The organism is Streptomyces sp. NBC_01465 (assembly GCF_036227325.1).
GTDB lineage: Bacteria > Actinomycetota > Actinomycetes > Streptomycetales > Streptomycetaceae > Streptomyces.
Genome location: NZ_CP109467.1, coordinates 1,084,761 through 1,107,015, shown reverse-complemented (window position 1 = coordinate 1,107,015; position 22,255 = coordinate 1,084,761). Strand labels below are relative to the sequence as shown.

Sequence of the window (22,255 nt, the reverse complement as noted above, 5' to 3'; positions counted from 1 at the left end):
GGCTGGGCACATGTCCGAACCGACCGGTGCCGCCCGCCGACGTGGGCCCTTCAAAATCGGGGACCAGGTCCAGCTCACCGACCCCAAGGGACGCCACCACACCTTCACGCTCGAAGCAGGAAAGAACTTCCACACCCACAAGGGTTCTTTCCCGCACGACGAGCTGATCGGTGCCCCCGAGGGCAGTGTTGTCCGTACCACGGGAAACGTCGCCTACCTCGCGCTGCGCCCCCTGCTCCCCGACTTCGTCCTCTCCATGCCCCGCGGCGCCGCCGTGGTCTACCCCAAGGACGCGGGGCAGATCATCGCCTTCGCCGACATCTTCCCCGGCGCACGCGTCGTCGAAGCGGGCGTGGGCTCCGGCTCGCTCAGCAGCTTCATTCTGCGCGCAGTCGGCGACCAGGGCATGCTGCACTCCTACGAGCGCCGCGAGGACTTCGCGGAGATCGCCACCCAGAACGTCGAGCGCTACTTCGGGGGCCCGCACCCCGCCTGGCAGCTCACCGTCGGCGACCTCCAGGACAACCTCTCCGACACCGACGTCGACCGCGTCGTCCTGGACATGCTCGCCCCCTGGGAGTGCCTGGACGCCGTCTCCAAGGCGCTCGTCCCCGGCGGCATCCTCTGCTGCTACGTGGCCACCACCACCCAGCTCTCGCGCACCGTCGAGTCCATCCGGGAGATCGGCTGCTTCGCCGAACCCCAGCCCTGGGAATCGATGATCCGCAACTGGCACGTGGAAGGACTCGCCGTCCGCCCCGACCACCGGATGATCGGCCACACCGGCTTCCTCGTCACCGCCCGCCGCCTCGCGGACGGCGTCGAGCCGCCCATGCGCCGCCGCCGCCCCTCCAAGGGCGCGTACGGCGACGACTACACCGGCCCCGGCAGCGAGAGCGGCTCGGCCGCCCGCGAGACGCCCCAGGGCTGACCCCGCAACACACCGGCGCCGCCGCCGAGTTCGTCCCGTACACCGGGGAACTCGGCGGCGGCGTCTTTACGTTGGCCTTAACAACCCCGCTGTTCCGTGCGCCTGTGACATGTGGCACCATTCACGCCACCCCCACCAGCAACGGCACCACAGGAGACATCCCGCGTGCAGCCCTCCGCGCTCCCGGATCTCGCGCACACCCGGACCCGTCCGGTCCACTGGCTCGCCACAGCAACCGCAATGGCCGCGGTCGTCGCGGCGGCAGGCTTCCTCCAGCCCGACAACGCCACCGCCTCACAGGCCGCACCGCACACGACCACGGCCCCCGGCACCACCGGCGCGGTCTTCCCGCTGCAGTGCGACGGCGCAAAACCGACCGTCGTGAAGCAGGCCGCGGGAGATCTCGACGGCGACGACAGCCCCGAGACCGTCGCCGTGGTCCGCTGCCCCGCCGGCTCGGGCACCCCGCCCAGCGGCATCTACGTCCTCACCCGCGCCGCCGCCAAGAGCGGCCCGCCCCGCGTCGTCGCCACACTGCTGGACCCGGCCCTCGAGCAGAGCGTCACGGACCTCGCCGTCCAGGACGGCGACGTGACGGCGACCCTGCTCGGCTACACCGACGATGCGGTCCCGCGCTGCTGCCCCGACGTCCAGGAGAAGGCCAAGTGGCACTGGCAGGGCGGGAAGTTCCTGCGCTCGGCCCAGGTCGAAGCGCAGAGTATGTGATCCGTCACTCCGCGTCGGGACCGTAGACCTCGACCCTGTCCGAAACGCGACGTACATGAATGCAGTCGCCCGGGCACTCCTTCGCGGAGTCCACGACATCCGTCAGAAGCGTCAGCGGCACGGGTGTTGTGGCTCCGGCCGTCTGAAGCAGCTCGTCGTCGGCACTCTTCACGTACGCCAGACCGTCGATGTCGAGCTCGAAGACCTCCGGCGCGTACTGCACACAGATGCCGTCACCAGTGCAGAGGTCCTGGTCGATCCAGACCTCGAGGGACTGGGCGCTGTCGTCGGTCACAGCCTCGTGCTGCACGGTCATTTCCCCTGCCGTTTCCTGCGCTGTTGAACCAAATGAAGCCAGCCCTGACGGGTGTTGAACGCTTCGACGATACAACCGCCCGCTTTCCGATGTTGATGGGTGGGTATCCCCCTGGCGTGAGGGAGTACGCAAGGGTGAAGATCGGACACAGTCCGACCCGTCTTTGTGATCTAGGTTTCAACGCTCACCTGCCCAGGTAGGGTCAGGAAGCGTCCAGCTCCCCCTGGAGGAGGTGAGGACCGTGGCAGCCCACGACGACGACATCAACCGCGGCATCCGGCCCGCGCGAGGGTCCGAGGACCCCGCCGGTCAGGTTGCCTATCTCGAGCAGGAAATCGCCGTCCTGCGCCGCAAGCTCGCCGACTCTCCGCGCCATACGAGGATTCTCGAAGAGCGGATCGTCGAGCTGCAGACCAACTTGGCAGGCGTGTCCGCACAGAACGAGCGGCTCGCCAACACCCTTCGCGAGGCCCGCGACCAGATCGTGGCCCTCAAGGAGGAAGTCGACCGGCTCGCACAGCCGCCGGCCGGCTTCGGAGTCTTCCTGCAGGCCAACGAGGACGGCACATGCGACATCTTCACCGGGGGCCGCAAGCTCCGGGTGAACGTCAGTCCCAGCGTCGAGCTCGAAGAGCTCAGGCGCGGCCAGGAAGTCATGCTCAACGAAGCGCTCAACGTGGTCGAGGCCATGGAATTCGAGCGCGCCGGGGACATCGTCACTCTCAAGGAGATCCTCGAGGACGGCGAACGCGCCCTGGTGGTCGGGCACACCGACGAGGAGCGGGTGGTGCGGCTCGCCGAGCCACTCCTGGACATCACCATCCGCCCCGGCGACGCCCTGCTGCTCGACTCCCGATCCGGTTACGTCTACGAAGTAGTGCCCAAGAGCGAGGTCGAGGAACTTGTCCTCGAAGAGGTCCCGGACATCGACTACGACAAGATCGGCGGCCTGGGCGACCAGATCGAACTGATCCGCGACGCGGTCGAGCTCCCCTACCTCCACCCCGACCTCTTCAAGGAACACGAGCTGCGCCCGCCCAAGGGCATCCTGCTCTACGGTCCGCCCGGCTGCGGCAAGACACTCATCGCCAAGGCCGTGGCCAACTCACTGGCCAAGAAGGTCGCCGAGGTGACCGGCCAGCCCGCGGGGAAGAGCTACTTCCTCAACATCAAGGGACCCGAGCTCCTCAACAAGTACGTCGGCGAGACCGAGCGGCACATCCGCCTCGTCTTCCAGCGTGCGAGGGAGAAGGCGAGCGAGGGCACCCCCGTCATCGTCTTCTTCGACGAAATGGAATCCCTCTTCCGCACCCGCGGATCCGGGGTCAGCTCGGACGTGGAGAACACCATCGTCCCCCAGCTGCTCGCCGAGATCGACGGTGTGGAAGGCCTGGAGAACGTCATCGTCATCGGCGCCTCCAACCGCGAGGACATGATCGACCCCGCGATCCTGCGCCCGGGCCGCCTCGATGTGAAGATCAAGATCGAGCGTCCCGACGCAGAGGCTGCGAAGGACATCTTCGCCAAGTACCTCCGCTCCTCCCTGCCCTTCCACGCGGACGACCTGTCCGAGCACCACGGCAGCCACGACGCCGCGGTGCAGGGCATGATCCAGTCCGTCGTCGAGCGCATGTACACCGAGTCCGAGGAGAACCGCTTCCTCGAGGTGACGTACGCCAACGGCGACAAGGAAGTCCTGTACTTCAAGGACTTCAACTCCGGCGCGATGATCCAGAACATCGTCGACCGGGCCAAGAAGATGGCCATCAAGGCCTTCCTCGAGCAGGGCCAGAAGGGCATCCGCGTCTCCCACCTCCTCCAGGCTTGCGTGGACGAGTTCAAGGAGAACGAGGACCTGCCCAACACCACCAACCCCGACGACTGGGCCCGTATCTCCGGCAAGAAGGGCGAGCGGATCGTCTTCATCCGCACGCTCGTCACCGGAAAGCAGGGCGCGGACACCGGACGCTCCATCGACACGGTGGCGAACACCGGTCAGTACCTGTAAGTACGAAGCACTACCTGCAGAACACAGACCGGCTGCGGGCGCCCCGCCGGGCACCCGCAGCCGGTTCGCATTTCCGCCCACCCACAACCACACACGAGCAAACACGTTATTGATCTCCCCACCAGCGCAAAGGCGTTCTAGGCTCTTCGGTACCGCCAAGACGCGCCGTGCGGGGACGGGCACCGCACACGCACCGGAGCTACAGCGGTACTTGAGCGCCGCTCCCCGAGGGAGCGCCGCCGGGCAAGGAGGGCCGCAGCATGACCGTACGGCGAGTAATGGGCATCGAGACGGAGTACGGCATCTCCGTCCCTGGCCACCCCAACGCCAATGCCATGCTCACCTCGTCCCAGATCGTCAACGCCTACGCGGCGGCGATGCACCGGGCGCGCCGCGCCCGCTGGGACTTCGAGGAGGAGAACCCGCTGCGGGACGCACGAGGCTTCGACCTCGCCCGCGAAGCCGCCGACAACAGCCAGCTCACCGACGAGGACATCGGCCTCGCCAACGTCATCCTCACCAACGGGGCCCGGCTCTACGTCGACCACGCGCACCCCGAGTACAGCTCGCCCGAAGTCACCAACCCGCGCGACGCCGTCCTCTGGGACAAGGCCGGCGAGCGCATCATGGCCGAAGCCGCCGAACGCGCCGCGCAGCTCCCCGGCGCCCAGCCCATCCACCTCTACAAGAACAACACCGACAACAAGGGCGCCTCGTACGGCACGCACGAGAACTACCTGATGAAGCGGGAGACCCCCTTCTCGGACATCGTGCGCCACCTCACCCCGTTCTTCGTCTCGCGTCAGGTCGTGACCGGAGCGGGCCGGGTGGGCATCGGCCAGGACGGCCACGAGCACGGTTTCCAGATCAGCCAGCGAGCGGACTACTTCGAGGTCGAGGTCGGCCTGGAGACCACGCTCAAGCGCCCCATCATCAACACGCGCGACGAACCGCACTCCGACGCGGAGAAGTACCGCCGGCTGCACGTCATCATCGGCGACGCGAACCTCTCGGAGATCTCGACCTATCTCAAGCTCGGCACCACGTCGCTCGTCCTCTCGATGATCGAGGACGGCTTCATCAACGTGGACCTCGCCGTCGACCAGCCGGTGCGCACCCTGCACCAGGTCTCCCACGACCCGACGCTCCAGCGCCTGATCACCCTGCGCAGCGGCCGCACGCTGACCGCGGTGCAGCTCCAGATGGAGTACTTCGAGCTGGCGCACAAGTACGTCGAGGAGCGGTACGGCGCGGACGCGGACGAGCAGACGAAGGACGTCCTGGGCCGCTGGGAGGACACGCTCAACCGGCTCGAGAACGACCCGATGAGCCTGTCGGGCGAGCTCGACTGGATCACCAAGCGCGAAATCCTGGAGGGCTACCGGCGCCGTGACGGCGTCGACTGGGACGCGGCGCGGCTGCACCTGGTGGACCTCCAGTACGCGGACGTACGGCCCGAGAAGGGGCTGTACAACCGTCTGGCGGCCCGCGGCAAGATGAAGCGGATCCTGGACGAGCCCGAGGTCGTACGGGCCGAGACGAAGCCCCCCGAGGACACCAGGGCGTACTTCCGCGGCCGCTGCCTCGAGCAGTACGCGGACGACGTCGCGGCGGCCTCCTGGGATTCGGTGATCTTCGACCTGCCGGGCCGCGACTCGCTGCAGCGGGTGCCCACGCTGGAGCCGCTGCGGGGGACCCGCAACCACGTCAAGGAGCTCCTCGACCGGTGCCGGACCGCGGAAGACCTGGTCCGGGTGCTGTCCGGGGGCTGAAAAGTCCGGCGGAGGGGAAACATCAAGGTGGGCCCGGACGTTCAAAGAAGTACCGGGCCAATGTCGGACCCCGCTTGTAGGGTCTGATCAAGTGCATCGAACCGAGCGGGGTGAGGTAGATGGCGACCAAGGACACCGGCGGCGGACAGCAGAAGGCCACGCGTTCCACCGAGGAGACCGAAGAGGTTGCGCAGGACGCGCAGGGCTCCGAGGACCTCAAGGAACGGCAGGAGAAGCTGTCCGACGATGTGGACTCCGTCCTGGACGAGATCGATGACGTCCTCGAGGAGAACGCGGAAGACTTCGTGCGTTCCTTCGTTCAAAAGGGTGGACAGTAGTCCACGGATGTGAACGGCAGTGGGGTGCCTTCGCGTGGAGCGAGGCATCCCACCGCACTCTCGAGATCAGGTGGATCAACGCTCTCGGACGGGTAGGGTCCGTGGCGTACTGTGCTTCAACTTTGCTTACCTGGAAGGAAACGCGTGGAAGCCAACACTCGTAGCACCGGGCGTCTACCAGCTGCCTTCCTGACGCCCGGGTCGTCCTCGTTCATGGACTTCCTGACCGACCATCAGCCCGAGATGCTCCCGGGCAACCGTCCCCTGCCGGTGGTGCAGGGTGCGATCCAGGCGCCGCACGGCACCACCATCGTGGCCGCGTCCTTCCCCGGCGGGGTCGTCCTCGCCGGTGACCGGCGGGCGACCATGGGCAACATGATCGCCCAGCGCGACATCGAGAAGGTCTTCCCGGCCGACGAGTACTCGGCCGTCGGGATCGCGGGCACGGCCGGCCTCGCCGTCGAGATGGTCAAGCTCTTCCAGCTGGAGCTCGAGCACTTCGAGAAGGTCGAGGGGACCACGCTCTCCCTGGAGGGCAAGGCCAACCGGCTCTCCACCATGATTCGCGGGAATCTTGGAATGGCCATGCAGGGGCTGGCAGTTGTGCCTCTCTTCGCCGGGTACGACGTCGACCGCGGGAAGGGGCGCATCTTCTCGTACGACGTCACGGGCGGACGCTCCGAAGAGGTCGGGTACGCGGCCACCGGCTCCGGTTCGATCTTCGCCAAGGGCTCCATGAAGAAGCTCTACCGCGGCGATCTGACCGAGGCGGAGACCACCACGCTGGTCATCCAGGCGCTGTACGACGCCGCCGACGACGACTCGGCGACCGGCGGCCCCGACGTGGCCCGCCGGATCTATCCGATCGTCACCGTCATCACTGATGAGGGCTTCCGCAGACTGAGCGACGCGGAGAGCTCCGAGCTGGCCCGCTCGATCATCGAGCGGCGCCTCGAACAGCCCGACGGGCCGCGCGCCGCGCTGCTCTGAGGATCTGGGACCTCTCCGATGCACTCGTCACTGACAGAAAGGGACGGATAGCCGGTGTCGACGCCGTTTTATGTCTCACCCCAGCAGGCCATGGCCGACCGGGCGGAATACGCCCGGAAGGGCATCGCCCGCGGTCGCAGCCTGGTTGTGCTGCAGTACGCCGACGGCATTGTCTTCGTCGGCGAGAACCCGTCCCGTGCGCTGCACAAGTTCAGCGAGATCTACGACCGGATCGGCTTCGCGGCCGCCGGCAAGTACAACGAGTACGAGAACCTGCGGATCGGCGGTGTGCGCTACGCGGATCTGCGCGGATACACCTACGACCGCGACGATGTGACGGCCCGTGGGCTGGCGAATGTCTACGCCCAGACGCTGGGCACGATCTTCTCCAGTGCGGCCGAGAAGCCGTACGAGGTGGAGCTGGTCGTCGCCGAGGTCGGCAGCGAGGCCGAGGGCGATCAGATCTACCGGCTGCCGCACGACGGATCGATCGTGGACGAACACGGTTCGGTCGCGGTCGGTGGCAATGCCGAGCAGATCAGCACGTTCCTCGACCAGCAGCACCGGGACGGGATGACACTGGCGGAGGCGCTGAAGCTGGCCGTCCAGGCGCTGTCGCGGGACACCAACGGCAGCGAGCGGGAGATCCCCGCGGAGCGGCTCGAGGTGGCGGTCCTGGACCGTACGAGGCCGCAGCAGCGGAAGTTCAAGCGGATCGTCGGGCGTCAGCTCTCCAGGCTGCTCGCCGCGGACGATGCGGCGAGTGCGAAGACGGACGTTCCTTCCGACGAGGAAGAGGACGAGTAGTCCGCCCAGTTGTTCTGCGGTGCCCCGGATCGCCCGTGCGGTCCGGGGCACTGTGCTGTCAGGCGCGTGGTGGCGCCGTGGAGCCCCGTACGAGGAGCTGGACGGGGAGGGTGTCCGGGGAGGGCTGGGTGCCGTCCAGGACGGCCAGGAGGGCTGCCATGCCGCGGCGGCCGATCTCCTCGGCGGGCAGCGCCACGGTGGTGAGTTCGGGTTCGATGGCGGTGGCCAGGGCGAGGTCGTCGAAGCCCGTGACGGAGAGGTCCTCGGGGACGCGCAGGCCCAGACGGCGGGCGGCCTTGCAGGCGCCGGCGGCCATGATGTCGTCGTCGCAGATGACGGCGGTCGGGTGCGGTCCGGGTCCGGAGAGGGCTGATTCCGCCGCCGCTCGCGCCGCGTCCACGTTCAAGGGTGCCTTGACGGTGCGGACCCGGGATCCGCGCAGGGCCTCGTGCAGCGCCTCGGCGCGTACGTCGAAGGTCCAGGAGTCGACGGACGACGCCAGGTGGAGGAAGTCGCGGTGGCCCAGGGCCAGGAGATGGTCCGTCACCTGGCGCATGCCGTCGGCGATGTCGAGGTTGACGTGGGCGGCCGCGGTCGTCTCGGCGGGGTCGCTGTCGAGCATCACCAGGGGCAGGTCCGAGCTGCGGAGGGAGGCGAGGGAGTCGACGGCGATGGAGGAGGCGATGACTCCGTCGAGGGAGGATCGGGCCGAGGCGAAGGGGTCGCGCGCAGGCCCCATGCCGTCGGGGGAGGGGTACAGGACGACCCCGAAGCCGTGCTCCCCGGCGGTCTCGGCCGCTCCGGTGTAGACGCGGGCGAAGAACTCGGTGGTGAGCGCGGGGACGACGAGCAGGGCTGTCCTGGTGGAGCCGAGGCGGAGGTTGCGGGCCGCCAGATTGGGGCGGTAGCCGAGTTCGGCGGCGGCGTCGCGGACGAGTCCCACGGTGCGTGCCGAGACCCTGCCGGCCCATTTCTCGCCGAGTACGAGGGAGACCGTGGCCTGGGAGACCCCGGCGGCGCGGGCGACGTCGCGGCTGGTGGGGCGCGGTGGGACACCGGGTTCGGTGCGGGTCACTGTGGCCTCCGGGCGTCTGGACTCCTGGTCTGCGCACATGGTACGTATAACCCCGGACGTTATACGTAACACCTCGGCGGCGGGCCGGGGAGACAGGGGCGGGACATGGCCGCGGGATACGCGGAACTCCTCGGGACCAGGCATGTGGCGCGGCTGCTGACCGGCACGCTGGTCGGCCGGCTCCCCAATGCGACCGCCGCCATCGCCGTGGTGCTCTACGTCCGTGCCGAGGGCGGGAGTTACTCCCTCGCCGGCGCACTGTCAGCCGTGTACGGCATCGCCACGGCCGTCGGCCAGCCGCTGCTCGGGCGCGCCGTGGACCTGTACGGACAGCCGCGCGTGATGCTGCCCTCCGCGGTGGTCTCGGCGCTCGGCATGGTGCTCTTCGCCGCCGTCGGGATCGACCCGGTGGCCCTCGCCTACGTCGCGATGCTGATCGCCGGTCTCTTCACGCCACCGCTCGAGGGCGGGCTGCGGGCGCTGTGGCCCGGAGTGCTCAAGCGCGAGGACCGGGTGCACGCCGCCTATGCGATGGACGCGGTGGCGCAGGAAGTGATGTTCACCGTCGGCCCGTTGCTCGTCACGCTCGCCGTCGCGCTCTGGTCGGAGGCGGCGGCGGTGGTCGCCATCAACGTGATCGGGGTCCTGGGGGCGCTTTCCGTGGTCCTCTCCGAGCCGTCCAGGACCTGGCGTTCGGCGCCCCGCGAGGCTCACTGGCTGGGCGCGCTGCGCTCACGCGGGCTGCTCGCCCTGCTCGGCGCGTTCTTCTTCGTGGGGCTGGCGCTGGGGTCGATCACGGTGGCCTCGGTCGCGTACGCGGACGACCACGGCGGGGACGTGGTCTACGGGACGCTGATGGCGGCGATCGGGCTCGGCGCGCTCCTCGGCGGTCTGGTGTACGGGGCGCGGCAGTGGGCGGGGGCGGCCGAAAAGCGACTGCGGGTCCTCGTCGGCTTCCTGGCGGTCGGCTATCTGCCGCTGATGCTGGTGCCCGGAGTGGTGGCGATGACCGTGCTGACGACCGTCGCCGGGATCTTCCTGGCGCCCGCCATCGCGTGTGCGTTCATCGTCGTCGACCGGCACGCGCCGCGCGGCACGGTGACCGAGGCTTTCTCCTGGCTGGTGACCACGTTCGGGGTCGGCGCGGCGCTGGGAACGGCCGCTGCGGGGCCCGCCGTCGAGTACGGGGGAGTGGCCGCCGGCTTCGCCGCGGCGGGCGGCGGCGGGGTCGCCGCACTGCTCGTACTGCTGGCCACTCAACGGGTCCTCGCAGCTCCGGAGCGCGTGGGTCATGTCGTATCCGCTTCCGAAAATGATCGAAACGGTGCCGTCGAACCCGGTTTCAGGACAGGCCATCAGGCGTAATGTTCAGTCATGGACCGCCGCATTTTCGGGCTGGAGAACGAGTACGGCGTCACGTGCACATTCAGGGGACAGCGCCGACTGTCTCCTGATGAAGTGGCGCGCTACCTCTTCCGCCGTGTTGTGTCATGGGGCCGCAGCAGCAACGTCTTCCTGCGGAACGGCGCCCGCCTCTACCTCGACGTGGGTTCGCATCCGGAATACGCAACTCCCGAATGCGACAACGTGACCGAGCTGGTCACGCACGACAAGGCCGGCGAGCGCATTCTCGAAGGCCTGCTCGTCGACGCCGAACGCCGCCTGCACGAGGAGGGAATCGCGGGCGACGTCTATCTCTTCAAGAACAACACCGACTCGGCAGGAAACTCCTACGGCTGCCACGAGAACTATCTCGTCGCACGCCACGGAGAGTTCTCCCGGCTCGCGGACATCCTCATTCCGTTCCTCGTCACCCGCCAACTCCTGTGCGGAGCGGGCAAGGTGCTGCAGACGCCGCGCGGTGCGGTGTTCTGCGTCAGCCAGCGAGCCGAGCACATCTGGGAGGGCGTCAGCTCTGCCACCACCCGTTCCCGGCCGATCATCAACACCCGCGACGAGCCGCACGCGGACGCGGAGCGGTACCGCCGCCTCCATGTCATCGTCGGCGACTCGAACATGTCCGAGACGACCATGATGCTGAAGGTCGGTGCCACCGACCTCGTGCTGCGCATGATCGAGGCGGGCACGGTGATGCGCGATCTGACCCTGGAGAACCCGATCCGGGCCATCCGCGAGGTCAGCCACGACATCACGGGCGCGCGCAAGGTGCGTCTGGCGAGCGGGCGCGAGGCGTCCGCCCTGGAAGTCCAGCGCGAGTACTACGAGAAGGCCGTGGACTTCGTCGAGCGGCGGGGCATCCGCACCGGTCAGGTCGAGCAGGTCCTGGAGCTGTGGGGCCGGACGCTGGACGCGATCGAGGCGGAGGATCTCGACCGGATCGGCACCGAGATCGACTGGGTCATGAAGTACAAGCTCATCGAGCGGTACCGGGCCAAGCACAACATGACCATGTCGAATCCGCGGGTCGCCCAGATCGACCTGGCGTACCACGACATCCACCGTCGTCGCGGGCTGTACTACCTCCTCGAGAAGAGGGGGCAGGCCGCCCGGATCTGCAACGACCTGAAGATCTTCGAGGGCAAGTCGGTGCCCCCGCAGACCACCAGGGCGCGGCTGCGCGGCGACTTCATCCGCCGGGCGCAGGAGCAGCGGCGGGACTTCACCGTCGACTGGGTGCATCTGAAGCTGAACGACCAGGCGCAGCGCACCGTGCTCTGCAAGGACCCCTTCCGGTCCGTCGACGACCGGGTGGAGAAGCTGATCGCAGGGATGTGAGCGTCACGTTCCGGTGAACGACATGGGCCCCGTACGTTCCTCGTGCGGGGCCCATGGCACGCCTTAGAGTGGCGGGCAACTACTGTGCCGTCTGAGATCTGAGGAACACGTGCGCCGACTTGCCGGCCTTCTGGTCGTCCCCCTGCTGCTGCTGTCGGCAGCCTGCGGTAGCGACGACAAGGGCTCCGACTCCACCTCCTCCTCCGCTGCGTCGGGCGATCTGCCCGCGATCACGGCGGGCGCCAAGTTCGGTGAGAAGCCGACTCTCGCCAAGGGGAAGGGCAATCCGCCGAAGGACCTCAAGGTCGATGTCATCAGCAAGGGCAACGGCGCGGAGGTCAAGAAGGGCGACGCGGTCTCGGTCAACTACCTCGGCCAGACCTGGGTTTCCACCACGCCCTTCGACAACAGCTACGACCGCAAGGCGCCGTTCTCGCTGACGGTCGGCGCGGGCGATGTCATCAAGGGCTGGGACCAGGGTCTCGAGGGCCAGAAGGTCGGCAGCCGCGTCGAGATGGTGATCCCGCCGAGCCTGGGTTACGGCTCGACGGCGCAGGGCACCATCCCGGCCAACTCGACGCTGGTGTTCGTCGTGGACATCGTGAAGAGCACGCAGATCCCGGCCTCGGCCAAGGGCAAGGAAGTCCCGCAGACGGACGCCGCGCTGCCCAAGGTCGGCACGAACACCGACGGCAAGGCCCCGACGGTGACGGTCCCCAAGACCGACGCCCCGACGAAGCTCGTCTCCAACTACGTCCTGGAGAGCGACGGCGCCAAGGTCACGGACAAGGACAACGTCGTACTGAACTACGTCGGCCTGCTCTGGAAGGACGGCAAGAAGTTCGACTCGACGTACGACCTGGGCAAGACGCAGACCTTCGCCATGCAGCAGCTCACGGTCAAGGGGCTGAAGAACGGCCTGGTCGGCAAGAAGGTCGGCAGCCGCGTCCTTCTGGTGATCCCGCCGGACCAGGCGTTCGGGAACAAGGCCACGCAGGGCATTCCCGCCAAGTCCACTCTGGTCTTCGCGATCGACATCCTGGCAGTGATGTAAGACTGTCCCGGTTGCCCCGTTCGTCTTGAAGAGGAGTTACGCAGTGAGCATCGAGAAGCCCGAGATCGACTTTCCGGGTGGCGAAGCGCCGACCGAACTGAAGATCAGGGACCTCTGGGAGGGTGACGGCGCGGAGGCCAAGGCCGGGGACACCGTCTCCGTCCACTACGTGGGTGTGGCCTTCTCCTCCGGCGAAGAGTTCGACGCCTCCTGGAACCGCGGCACCCCGCTGCAGTTCCGGCTCGGTGTCGGCCAGGTCATCTCCGGCTGGGACCAGGGCGTCCAGGGCATGAAGGTCGGCGGCCGTCGCGAGCTGATCATTCCCGCGCACCTCGCCTACGGCGACCGCGGTGCCGGCGGTGCCATCAAGCCCGGCGAGACGCTGATCTTCGTCTGCGACCTGGTCGCGGTCTGATCCGCAGTCGTTCACTCCGAGGGCCCCTGCCTGCTGGCAGGGGCCCTCGGCTTTTGCCACGCACCCCCTGAGCGGTACGGTCAACGGTCGTAGCCGGTGCTGCGTTTTCCCCGTGCAATAGAGAGGGCGTCGATGGCGATTGCCAAGGCCGAGCGGCTGATGAATCTGGCGCTGTGCCTGCTGGGGACCCGCCGTCCGCTGTCCAAGCGTGAGTTGAGGGAGTCGATCGAGGCCTATCTGGAGGCCGGCTCCGACGATTCCTTCAACCGGATGTTCGAGCGCGACAAGGACGATCTGCGCGAGCTCGGCCTGGTGATCGAGACCGTGGAGAACCTCGACGGGGAGGTCGGCTATCTGGCCCGCCGCGACAGCAACAGGCTGCCGCCCGTCGCGCTGGACGCCGAGGAGGCGGCCGCCTTGGGGCTTGCCGCCAAGGTGTGGCAGCAGGCGCGTCTCGCGGGTGCGGCCAGTGGTGCGCTGCAGAAGCTGCGGGCCGCGGGGATGCCCGAGGCGGACGGTCCCGAGGCCGAGGGGCACAGCGCGCTGGAGCCGCGGATTCCGGTGCACGAGGCGGCGTTCGAGCCGCTGATGCTGGCCTGCCGCGACCGCCGTCCCGTCGTCTTCGAGTACCGCAAGGCCAATGCCGCCCGCCCCGAGCCCCGGCAGGTCGAGCCGTGGACGCTGGAGTGCTGGCGCGGGCACTGGTATCTCGCGGGCTGGGACCGCGACCGGGGCGCCGAGCGCGTCTTCCGGCTCTCGCGGATCACCGGCCGGGTCCGCTCGCGGGCGGGCGCCTTCACCGCCGAGGTCCCGGACGTGGTGACCGTACGGGAGACCGTGGCGAGCTGGGCGGGGGAGAGCGCGACGCGCTCCGCCCTGATCAGGCTCCGCAAGGGCGCCGGATATCCGCTGCGCTCACGGGCCACCTCGGTGCGTGAGCGTGACGGCGACTGGGACGAGCTGGAGATTCCGTACGGGCACGGGCTGGATGCCTGGCTGGTGGAGTTCGGCCCCGACGTGGTCGTGGTGGAGCCCGCTGATCTGCGGGCCGATGTGGTGGACCGGCTGCGCGCCGTGGCCAAGGACTGAGAGGCAGCGGTGGCTACGAACGCGATCGACCAGACCCGTCGGATGCTCTCCCTCGTGACGTATCTGAGGGAGCGGCCCGGCGCCCACGTCAGTGATGTGGCGCGCGCCTTCGGGATCACGGAGGACGAGCTGATCTCGGACCTCGACGTACTGCCCATGTGCGGGACGAGCTTCCGCGGCGGCGACCTCCTGGACATCGACACCGACGGTGACCGGATCTGGTGGCACAACCCGGACGACGTGGCCGAGCCGCTGCGGCTGGCCGCCGACGAGGCGACCGCGCTCCTGGTGGCCGCCCGTGCCGTCTCCACGCTGCCCGGGCTGCGCGAGGGGGACCGGCAGGCGTTGCTGCGGGCCACGGCGAAGCTGGAGGCTGCGGCCGGGGAAGCGGCCGGGGCCAGCTCGCGGCTCTCGGTGACGTTCGAGTCCGAAGGCGGTGTCTTCGCCGACGTCGACCGGGCGATCGCGGAGCGTCGCCGGCTGTGGCTGCGCTACTACTCGCCCGCCCGTGACGAGCTGACCGAGCGCGAGGTGGACCCGATCCGGCTCTTCGCCGTCGGCCACACGTACATGGAGGCGTGGTGCTACCTCTCCGAGGCGCGGCGCACCTTCAGGCTCGACCGGGTGGCCGAGATCAGGCTGCTCGACGAGGCGTCGGCGCCGCCGGAGCTCGAGCTGCGTGATCTCTCCGAGGGGCTTGTGCAGCCCTCGGCGGACGATCCGGAGGTGGTGATCGAGGTCGGCCCCGGCGGGCGCTGGGTGGCCGAGTACTACCCGCACGACAGCGCGGAGGAGCTCGCCGACGGCGGGCTGCGGATCACTCTGCGTACGCCGGATCCCACGTCGCTGCGGCGTCTCGCGCTGCGTCTGGGCAGGGAGGGGCGCATCGTCTCGCCGCAGTACCTGGCGGACAGCGCACAGCATGCGGCCCGCGAGGCGCTCGCGGCCTACGACGGGCAGGGGTGAGGTATATGCGGAATATGTCTGTAATGCCCGGTATTTCGGAGCAAGTCGGCCCCGTCATCTTCAAGGCCGCCTGCCCGGACTGTCGCGGCCGCTTCGAACTGGCCGCAGGTGCGCTCCGGTTGGCGATCGGCGCCAGTCGCCGCACCACCTTCTACTCCTTCACCTGCCCCGAGTGCGGCACCGCCGTCCGCAAGCCCGCGGGGGAGCGGATCGTCGAACTCCTCACCGGTGGCGGGGTGCGGACGCTGCGCCTGCACACCGCGCTGTAGGTTCGGATCCATGTTCTGGCCGATGCTCGCAATTGCTCTGGGTTTCTGTGGGGTCGCTGTGCTCGGCGTACTCGCGATCAAGGTGTTCGTCGAGGCGCAGCGCCTGGGGCGCCAAGTGGCGCGCACCACACAGGAGATCAACACCGCGGCCGAAGGTCTTGAGCGCGCCGCCACGGACCTGGCTCGCACTGGCGAAGCCTTGCGATAGCGCAACGGGCACTGCTGCAACACAGTTTCGGGCGGTACGCTGCAGGTCGCGGTCCGAAGCGCGAGGCGCGGGCCGCAAGCGAGAGTATGCACAGGCATTGCCCTGCGTTTACTCCTGCGGGTTACGATCGCTGCCAGCACGACGACCGGACACCTGTCCGATCGGTCGGACAGTCCCACCCCTGCCGCCTCGGTGAGAAGGTACACAGTTATGTTCGGAAGGCTCGGCGCACCCGAGATCATCCTGATCCTCGTCGTCATCGTCCTGCTGTTCGGCGCGAAGAAGCTTCCGGACATGGCCCGTTCGCTGGGCAAGTCCGCCCGCATCCTCAAGAGCGAGGCCAAGGCCATGAAGTCGGACGGCAACGCGACCGCTCCGGCCGAGCCGGCGCAGCAGCCGGCCCAGTCCACCGAGGCCCCTCGTACGATCCAGGCGTCGCCCGGTGATGTCACCAGCGCCCGCCCGGTCACCGAGCCCACGGACTCCACGCAGCGCTGACCCCTGGGCCCGGAGCGGGCGCCGCTGGACGCGGACGCCCGCCGCACGAGATGAGGACGTGGGTTGCTCAAGTCTGCCCGCAAAGTAGAGAGGGATCCCGAGGGGCGCATGCCGCTCGCGGATCACCTGCGCGAGCTGCGGAACCGGCTCGCGAAGGGTCTGCTGGCGATCCTGATCATCACGGTCATCGCCGCCTTCTTCTACAACGACATCATTGAGTTCCTCACCAAGCCGATCCTGAAGTCCGTCGGCTGCACTGAGACGTATGCCCAGCTCGCGAAGCATCCCGAGAGCAAGCAGCACTGCGCGCAGATCACCATCAACGGCCTGCTCCAGCCCTTCACGCTGGCGCTGAAGGTCTCCCTGATGGCCGGCGTCGTTCTCGCCTCGCCGGTCTGGCTCTACCAGCTGTGGGCGTTCCTCGCCCCCGGCCTGCACAAGGCCGAGAAGAAGTACGCGCTGGGCTTCGTCGGGGCCGGTTTCCCGCTGTTCCTCGCCGGTGCCTACTTCGCGTACGCGGTCCTGCCGACCACGGCCAAGGTCCTGATCGGCTTCACGCCGGGCGGCGTCGACAACCTGCTGCCGCTCGACGATCTGCTCGACCTGGTCACGCGCATGGTGGTCGTCTTCGGTCTCGCCTTCGAGATGCCGCTGCTTCTGGTGATGCTCAACTTCGGTGGAGTGGTCACGGGCAAGCGGATGATCGGCTGGTGGCGGGCGATGATCCTCGGCATCACGGTCTTCGCCGCAGTGGCCACGCCCAGCACGGATCCCCTGAGCATGCTCGCGCTGTCGGCCCCGATCTGGGTGCTGTACTTCGTGGCCTGTTTCATCTCCCTGTTCAACGACCGCCGACGGCAGCTGCGCATCGCGCAGGAGCCCGACGACGACGAGGCCTCCGACCTCGATCTCACCCCCGAGGACATCGGCGAGATGGAGAACGTGACCACACCCTCCCTGCCCGAGCAGTCCGACGGCGGACGATCGAGCAGGCTGAACGGTTACGACGACATCACCTGATCTTGTAGGGTCCGCGGGTGACCAGCGAGATCACCCTCTTCGTCAATCCCACCGCGGGACGCGGCCGGGGCGCGCATGCCGCGCAGCCGGCCGCTTCCGCGTTCCGGGCCGCCGGATTCTCCGTGACCACCGTCCTCGGTGAGGACGCCGCGGACGCACTGCGCCGGGCCCGGGCGGCCGTCGCCTCCGGCACCGGGGCGCTGATCGCCGTCGGCGGCGACGGCATGGTCAATCTGGCGCTGCAGGCCGTTGCCGGGACGCGGACCCCGCTCGGGGTCGTCGCGGTGGGCACCGGCAACGACTTCGCCCGGACGCTCGGTCTTCCCGTACGGGACCCGGCGGCGGCAGGGCGCCTGGCCGCCGAGGCCCTTTCCGGCGGTGTGATGCGCGACGTCGATCTGGGGCGGGTCGGGGAGCGCTGGTTCGGGACCGTGCTCGCCTCCGGGTTCGACTCGCGGGTCAATGACCGGGGCAACCGGATGCGGTGGCCGCGCGGGCGGTTCAAGTACGACGCGGCGATGCTCGTGGAGCTGGCCGGGCTGAAGGCGATCCCGTACAAGGTCTCCTTCGACGACGGTCCCCTGGAGACGGTCGAGGCGACGCTGATCGCGGTCGGGAACGGGACGTCGTACGGCGGCGGCATGCGGATGTGCGCCGGGGCCGAGCTCGACGACGGGCTCTTCGACGTGACGGTCGTCGGCGCGTGCTCGCGCACCGAGCTGATCAAGGTCTTCCCGAGGGTGTACCGGGGGACGCATCTGAGCCACCGCGTCGTCACCGTGCACCGGGTGCGCAAGGTACAGCTGGAGGCGGCCGACGTGACCGGGTACGCGGACGGCGAACCGCTGGGGGCGCTGCCGCTGACCGCCGAGTGCGTGCCGGGTGCTGTGCGGGTTCTGGGCCGGTAATTAAAGATCGCGCTAGGTGTCAGACCTGGCGGGTAGGCTCCCTCACAAGATGACCGAGGACCTTTCGCCTGCTGAGCGATACGCAGCTGCACGCATCCGAGCTGCTGAGGAGGCCACTTCGCTGGCCCCCTTCCGTGGCATGTACGACTTCGATCTCGACCCGTTCCAGATCGAGGCGTGTCAGGCCCTGGAGGCCGGCAAGGGTGTGCTCGTCGCGGCACCCACCGGCTCGGGCAAGACCATTGTCGGCGAGTTCGCCGTGCACCTGGCCCTGGAGCAGGGCCGAAAATGCTTCTACACCACCCCCATCAAGGCCCTGTCCAACCAGAAGTACGCCGACCTCGCCAAGCGCTACGGCGCCGACAAGGTCGGGCTGCTCACCGGTGACAACAGCGTCAACTCCGATGCGCCCGTGGTCGTCATGACCACCGAGGTCCTGCGGAACATGCTGTACGCCGGATCGCAGGCGCTGGTCGGACTCGGCTATGTGGTGATGGACGAGGTGCACTACCTCTCCGACCGCTTCCGGGGCGCCGTCTGGGAGGAAGTGATCATTCACCTCCCGGAGTCGGTGACGCTCGTTTCGCTCTCGGCGACCGTCTCCAACGCCGAGGAGTTCGGCGACTGGCTGGACACCGTGCGCGGCGACACCGAAGTGATCGTCTCCGAGCACCGGCCCGTGCCGCTGTGGCAGCACGTGCTCGCCGGGCGGAAGATGTTCGACCTCTTCGAGGAGTCCACCGACCACGGTGGCCGGGGCGGCGCCCGACGCGAGGTCAATCCGGACCTGCTGCGGATGGCCCGGCAGGAGAACCAGAACACGTACAACCCGCGCGACCGGCGCCGCGGCAAGATGGTGCGCGAGGCGGACCGCGAGCGCGAGCGGCGCTCGCGCAGCCGGATCTGGACGCCGAGCCGGGCCGAGGTCATCGACCGGCTCGACAACGAGGGCCTGCTGCCCGCGATCACCTTCATCTTCAGCCGGGCCGGCTGCGAAGCCGCCGTACAGCAGTGCCTGCACGCGGGGCTGCGGCTCAACAAGGAAGAGGCGCGGCACACGGTCCGGGAGATCGTCGAGGAGCGTACGGCGTCGATCCCGCGCGAGGACCTGCATGTTCTGGGGTACTACGAGTGGCTCGAAGGCCTGGAGCGGGGCATCGCCGCGCACCACGCGGGGATGCTGCCGACCTTCAAGGAGGTCGTCGAGGAGCTCTTCGTGAAGGGGCTCGTCAAGGCCGTCTTCGCCACCGAGACCCTGGCGCTCGGCATCAACATGCCTGCCAGATCAGTGGTGTTGGAGAAGCTCGTCAAGTGGAACGGCGAGCAGCACGCCGACATCACCCCCGGTGAGTACACCCAGCTGACCGGGCGGGCCGGGCGGCGCGGGATCGACGTCGAGGGCCATGCGGTGGTGCTGTGGCAGCGCGCCATGGACCCGGGCGCCCTTGCGGGGCTCGCGGGGACGCGTACGTATCCGCTGCGGTCCAGCTTCCGGCCCTCGTACAACATGGCTGTGAACCTGGTGCAGCAGTTCGGGCGCCACCGGTCGAGGGAGCTCCTGGAGACGTCCTTCGCGCAGTTCCAGGCCGACCGGTCCGTCGTCGGGATCTCCAAGCAGGTCCAGAAGAACGAAGAGGGCATCGAGGGCTACCGGGAGGGCATGACCTGCCATCTCGGGGACTTCGAGGAGTACGCGCGGCTGCGCCGCGACCTCAAGGACCGCGAGACCGAGCTGGCCAAGCAGGGTGTGGCGCAGAAGTGGGCGGCGGCTGCGAGCGCGCTGGAGAAGCTCAAGGCGGGCGACGTCATTCATGTGCCGACCGGGAAGTTCGCCGGGCTCGCGCTGGTCCTCGACCCGGGGATTCCGGCGGGGCGGGCCAACGGGCACCGGGGATTCGAGAATCAGGACGGGCCCAGGCCTCTGGTGCTGACCGCCGAGCGGCAGGTCAAGCGGCTGGCGTCGATGGACTTCCCCGTACCGGTCGAGGCCCTCGACACGATGCGGATCCCGAAGTCCTTCAACCCGCGCTCGCCCCAGTCGCGGCGGGACCTGGCGTCGGCGCTGCGCGCCAAGGCCGGACACGTACGGCCCGAGAAGCAGCGGCGCGGGCGTGCGGCCGCCGCCGACGACCGGGAGATCGCCCGGCTGCGCAGCGAACTGCGGGCGCACCCCTGCCACGGCTGCGACGAGCGCGAGGACCATGCGCGCTGGGCGGAGCGCTACCACCGGCTGCAGCGGGACACCCAGCAGCTGGAGCGGCGTATCGAGGGCCGGACGAACACCATCGCCCGTACCTTCGACCGGATCCATGCCCTGCTGACCGAGCTGGACTATCTGCGCGGCGACGAGGCGACCGTGCACGGGAAGCGGCTGGCGCGGCTCTACGGCGAGCTCGACCTGCTGGCCAGTGAGTGCATCCGCGAAGGCGTGTGGGAGGGGCTCAACCCGGCCGAACTGGCCGCCTGCATCTCGGCGTTGGTGTTCGAGGCCCGGCAGTCGGACGACGCGGTCGCGCCCAAGGTGCCTTCGGGGAACGCGAAGGCCGCGCTCGGTGACATGGTCCGTATCTGGGGCCGTCTCGACGCCCTGGAAGAGGACTTCAAGATCAACCAGACGGAGGGGGTCGGACAGCGCGAGCCCGATCTCGGCTTCGCCTGGGCCGTGTACCAGTGGGCTTCCGGCAAGGGGCTCGACGAGGTGCTGCGCGAGGCGGAGATGCCGGCCGGGGACTTCGTCCGCTGGTGCAAGCAGGTCATCGACGTACTGGGGCAGATCGCCGCGGCGGCGCCGCGCGAGGACTCGACCGTTGCGAAGAACGCGCGCAAGGCGGTCGATGCGGTGCTGCGGGGTGTGGTGGCGTACAGCTCGGTCGGCTGATCGCCTGAGCTGAGCAGGGGCCCCGCCGGGCACGTTCCGGCGGGGCCCCTGCTGTTACGCGGCGGTGGCTGCCCTGGCCGCGTCGCGCTTGGCGACCTCTTCGCGGACGATCGGGATGACGTGCCGCCCGAAGTCGATCGCGTCGTCGAGCAGGTCGTAGCCGCGGGCCGAGAGGATCTCCACGCCCAGGTCGTAGTAGTCGAGCAGCGCCTGGGCGACGGTCTCCGGAGTGCCCACCAGAGCCGTCGAGTTGCCCGCGCCGCCGGTCTCCGCAGAGGTCGGCGTCCACAGGGCGCGGTCGTGGCGCTCGCCCCGGTCCGCGACGGCGAGCAGACGCTGGGAGCCGGAGTTCTCCGGGTTCTTCAGCGGGTGGCGGCGGGAGAGCGGTGCACCGGCCTTCCGGGCCTTGATGCGGTCCAGGGTGCGGTGGGCCTTCTCCCAGGCCAGTTCCTCGGTGGGCGCGATGATCGGGCGGAAGGCGACCTGGATGCGGGGGACGTCGGTGCGGCCGGCTGCCTTCGCCGCTGCCTTCACCGATTCGATCTGCTCGGCGGTCTCTGCGAGGGGTTCGCCCCAGAGGCAGTAGATGTCCGCCTCCGCGCCGCCTGCTGCGTACGCGGCGGGCGACGATCCGCCGAACGAGACGAGCGGGTGCGGCTGTTGGACGGGGAAGGTGTCGCTCACGAAGTCGTTGAAACGGTAGTGCGTGCCCTCGTGGTCGAAGGGGTCGTGGCTCGTCCACGCCTTCTTGATGATCTGGATGGCCTCGCGGGTACGGGCGTATCGCTCGTCCTTGGTGAGGAAGTCGCCCTCGCGCTGCTGCTCGTGGTCGTTGCCGCCGGTGATGAAGTGCACGGCGAGCCGGCCGTCGCTGATCCGGTCGAGCGTCGCGAAGGTCTTGGCCGCGAAGGTGGGGTACGAGACGTTCGGCCGGTGCGCGACCAGGATCTGCAGCGTCTCGGTGCGGGCCGCGATGTACGCGGCGGCGGGGGAGGGGTCGGGCGATCCCGATCCGTACGCGAACAGGACGCGGTCCCAGCCGTAGTCCTGGTGGGCGCGGGCCAGCTTGAGCGTGTACTCCTTGTCGAAGGACGGCCCGGTGCGGGGCGTGACTTCGGAGCCTTCGTTGGTTGCGGCTATGCCGAGAAACTCGACGGGCATGGCGGATCCTCATCTGGTGCGCTGCGGGGTGAAGGTGGTCGTCGTGGGGTCGTGCCGTCAGGCACAACACGACGCGGACCACACACGACC

General features: G+C 68.7%; 22 protein-coding genes and 1 pseudogene. 20 read left to right on the top strand and 3 right to left on the bottom strand.

What is annotated here, in order from left to right:
• Positions 1–10: 10 nt before the first annotated feature.
• Entirely contained in the window at positions 11–931 is a 921-nt protein-coding gene (locus tag OG707_RS04970; RefSeq protein ID WP_329114738.1) for a tRNA (adenine-N1)-methyltransferase, read from the top strand.
• A 165-nt stretch (positions 932–1,096) separates the two neighbouring features.
• On the top strand, positions 1,097–1,657 hold the full coding sequence (locus OG707_RS04965) for a hypothetical protein (RefSeq protein ID WP_329114736.1): 561 nt from the start codon (positions 1,097–1,099) through the stop codon (positions 1,655–1,657).
• Between the two features lie 4 nt (positions 1,658–1,661).
• On the opposite strand, the gene OG707_RS04960 is transcribed toward OG707_RS04965, so the two are convergent.
• Positions 1,662–1,973 carry a ferredoxin gene (locus tag OG707_RS04960; RefSeq protein ID WP_329114734.1) on the bottom strand — a complete coding sequence of 104 codons (312 nt, stop codon included), beginning with the start codon at positions 1,971–1,973 and terminating at the stop codon, positions 1,662–1,664.
• A gap of 241 nt (positions 1,974–2,214) precedes the next feature.
• Between OG707_RS04960 and arc the strand changes: the two genes are divergently transcribed.
• The 6 genes and pseudogenes from arc to prcA all read left to right on the top strand — a co-directional run bounded on the left by arc (position 2,215) and on the right by prcA (position 7,888).
• Positions 2,215–3,981, top strand: a complete 1,767-nt coding sequence (gene arc / locus OG707_RS04955) for a proteasome ATPase (protein ID WP_329114732.1) — start codon at positions 2,215–2,217, stop codon at positions 3,979–3,981.
• A 260-nt stretch (positions 3,982–4,241) separates the two neighbouring features.
• On the top strand, positions 4,242–5,753 hold the full coding sequence (gene dop, locus OG707_RS04950; RefSeq protein ID WP_329114731.1) for a depupylase/deamidase Dop: 1,512 nt from the start codon (positions 4,242–4,244) through the stop codon (positions 5,751–5,753).
• 119 nt (positions 5,754–5,872) lie between these two features.
• The gene (locus tag OG707_RS04945; protein ID WP_206961727.1) at positions 5,873–6,091 is read left to right on the top strand and encodes a ubiquitin-like protein Pup; all 219 of its coding nucleotides are present in this window, start codon (positions 5,873–5,875) and stop codon (positions 6,089–6,091) included.
• A gap of 70 nt (positions 6,092–6,161) precedes the next feature.
• Positions 6,162–6,284, top strand: a pseudogene (locus OG707_RS42425) (endonuclease VII domain-containing protein); the annotation flags it as partial.
• On the top strand, positions 6,236–7,081 hold the full coding sequence (prcB, locus tag OG707_RS04940) for a proteasome subunit beta (protein WP_329114728.1): 846 nt from the start codon (positions 6,236–6,238) through the stop codon (positions 7,079–7,081). The pseudogene OG707_RS42425 and the gene prcB, both read left to right, overlap by 49 nt.
• Before the next feature lie 54 nt (positions 7,082–7,135).
• Positions 7,136–7,888 carry a proteasome subunit alpha gene (prcA, locus tag OG707_RS04935; protein WP_329114726.1) on the top strand — a complete coding sequence of 251 codons (753 nt, stop codon included), beginning with the start codon at positions 7,136–7,138 and terminating at the stop codon, positions 7,886–7,888.
• 58 nt (positions 7,889–7,946) lie between these two features.
• On the opposite strand, the gene OG707_RS04930 is transcribed toward prcA, so the two are convergent.
• Positions 7,947–9,002, bottom strand: a complete 1,056-nt coding sequence (locus OG707_RS04930; protein WP_329114724.1) for a LacI family DNA-binding transcriptional regulator — start codon at positions 9,000–9,002, stop codon at positions 7,947–7,949.
• A 66-nt stretch (positions 9,003–9,068) separates the two neighbouring features.
• Here OG707_RS04930 and OG707_RS04925 point away from each other — a divergent pair, with 66 nt between their 5' ends.
• The 12 genes from OG707_RS04925 (at position 9,069) to OG707_RS04870 (ending at position 21,004) form a co-directional block, all read left to right on the top strand.
• Positions 9,069–10,328, top strand: a complete 1,260-nt coding sequence (locus tag OG707_RS04925; RefSeq protein ID WP_329114723.1) for an MFS transporter — start codon at positions 9,069–9,071, stop codon at positions 10,326–10,328.
• Between the two features lie 9 nt (positions 10,329–10,337).
• Entirely contained in the window at positions 10,338–11,699 is a 1,362-nt protein-coding gene (gene pafA / locus OG707_RS04920) for a Pup--protein ligase (RefSeq protein ID WP_329114721.1), read from the top strand.
• Between the two features lie 109 nt (positions 11,700–11,808).
• Positions 11,809–12,753 carry an FKBP-type peptidyl-prolyl cis-trans isomerase gene (locus tag OG707_RS04915; protein WP_329114719.1) on the top strand — a complete coding sequence of 315 codons (945 nt, stop codon included), beginning with the start codon at positions 11,809–11,811 and terminating at the stop codon, positions 12,751–12,753.
• A gap of 43 nt (positions 12,754–12,796) precedes the next feature.
• Complete coding sequence (locus OG707_RS04910; protein WP_329114716.1) at positions 12,797–13,168, top strand: FKBP-type peptidyl-prolyl cis-trans isomerase; 372 nt, start codon at positions 12,797–12,799, stop codon at positions 13,166–13,168.
• 132 nt (positions 13,169–13,300) lie between these two features.
• Positions 13,301–14,257, top strand: a complete 957-nt coding sequence (locus OG707_RS04905; protein WP_329114714.1) for a helix-turn-helix transcriptional regulator — start codon at positions 13,301–13,303, stop codon at positions 14,255–14,257.
• A gap of 9 nt (positions 14,258–14,266) precedes the next feature.
• Positions 14,267–15,223: a helix-turn-helix transcriptional regulator gene (locus tag OG707_RS04900; protein WP_329114713.1), complete on the top strand. Its 957-nt coding sequence runs from the start codon at positions 14,267–14,269 to the stop codon at positions 15,221–15,223.
• A gap of 5 nt (positions 15,224–15,228) precedes the next feature.
• On the top strand, positions 15,229–15,492 hold the full coding sequence (locus tag OG707_RS04895; RefSeq protein ID WP_329114711.1) for a hypothetical protein: 264 nt from the start codon (positions 15,229–15,231) through the stop codon (positions 15,490–15,492).
• 10 nt (positions 15,493–15,502) lie between these two features.
• On the top strand, positions 15,503–15,700 hold the full coding sequence (locus tag OG707_RS04890; protein ID WP_329114709.1) for a hypothetical protein: 198 nt from the start codon (positions 15,503–15,505) through the stop codon (positions 15,698–15,700).
• A gap of 210 nt (positions 15,701–15,910) precedes the next feature.
• Complete coding sequence (gene tatA / locus OG707_RS04885) at positions 15,911–16,198, top strand: Sec-independent protein translocase subunit TatA (protein ID WP_329114707.1); 288 nt, start codon at positions 15,911–15,913, stop codon at positions 16,196–16,198.
• A 63-nt stretch (positions 16,199–16,261) separates the two neighbouring features.
• Complete coding sequence (gene tatC, locus OG707_RS04880) at positions 16,262–17,218, top strand: twin-arginine translocase subunit TatC (protein WP_329114705.1); 957 nt, start codon at positions 16,262–16,264, stop codon at positions 17,216–17,218.
• A gap of 17 nt (positions 17,219–17,235) precedes the next feature.
• Positions 17,236–18,126, top strand: coding sequence for a diacylglycerol kinase (locus OG707_RS04875; RefSeq protein WP_329114703.1), 891 nt, complete (start codon positions 17,236–17,238; stop codon positions 18,124–18,126).
• 49 nt (positions 18,127–18,175) lie between these two features.
• Positions 18,176–21,004 carry a DEAD/DEAH box helicase gene (locus tag OG707_RS04870; protein ID WP_329114701.1) on the top strand — a complete coding sequence of 943 codons (2,829 nt, stop codon included), beginning with the start codon at positions 18,176–18,178 and terminating at the stop codon, positions 21,002–21,004.
• Between the two features lie 54 nt (positions 21,005–21,058).
• Here OG707_RS04870 and OG707_RS04865 read toward each other — a convergent pair whose 3' ends face one another.
• Positions 21,059–22,165 (bottom strand): LLM class flavin-dependent oxidoreductase, encoded by a 1,107-nt coding sequence (locus OG707_RS04865; protein ID WP_329114699.1) that lies wholly within the window; start codon positions 22,163–22,165, stop codon positions 21,059–21,061.
• Positions 22,166–22,255: the final 90 nt, after the last annotated feature.

Bases quoted from the DNA above. Each gene is read 5' to 3' on its own strand.
- OG707_RS04970 (WP_329114738.1), top strand. From the start codon at position 11: ATGTCCGAACCGACCGGTGCCGCCCGCCGACGTGGGCCCTTCAAAATC.
- OG707_RS04960 (WP_329114734.1), bottom strand. From the start codon at position 1,973: ATGACCGTGCAGCACGAGGCTGTGACCGACGACAGCGCCCAGTCCCTC.
- dop (WP_329114731.1), top strand. From the start codon at position 4,242: ATGACCGTACGGCGAGTAATGGGCATCGAGACGGAGTACGGCATCTCC.
- OG707_RS04945 (WP_206961727.1), top strand. From the start codon at position 5,873: ATGGCGACCAAGGACACCGGCGGCGGACAGCAGAAGGCCACGCGTTCC.
- OG707_RS04930 (WP_329114724.1), bottom strand. From the start codon at position 9,002: ATGTGCGCAGACCAGGAGTCCAGACGCCCGGAGGCCACAGTGACCCGC.
- OG707_RS04925 (WP_329114723.1), top strand. From the start codon at position 9,069: ATGGCCGCGGGATACGCGGAACTCCTCGGGACCAGGCATGTGGCGCGG.
- pafA (WP_329114721.1), top strand. From the start codon at position 10,338: ATGGACCGCCGCATTTTCGGGCTGGAGAACGAGTACGGCGTCACGTGC.
- OG707_RS04905 (WP_329114714.1), top strand. From the start codon at position 13,301: ATGGCGATTGCCAAGGCCGAGCGGCTGATGAATCTGGCGCTGTGCCTG.
- OG707_RS04895 (WP_329114711.1), top strand. From the start codon at position 15,229: ATGCGGAATATGTCTGTAATGCCCGGTATTTCGGAGCAAGTCGGCCCC.
- OG707_RS04890 (WP_329114709.1), top strand. From the start codon at position 15,503: ATGTTCTGGCCGATGCTCGCAATTGCTCTGGGTTTCTGTGGGGTCGCT.
- tatA (WP_329114707.1), top strand. From the start codon at position 15,911: ATGTTCGGAAGGCTCGGCGCACCCGAGATCATCCTGATCCTCGTCGTC.
- OG707_RS04870 (WP_329114701.1), top strand. From the start codon at position 18,176: ATGACCGAGGACCTTTCGCCTGCTGAGCGATACGCAGCTGCACGCATC.
- OG707_RS04865 (WP_329114699.1), bottom strand. From the start codon at position 22,165: ATGCCCGTCGAGTTTCTCGGCATAGCCGCAACCAACGAAGGCTCCGAA.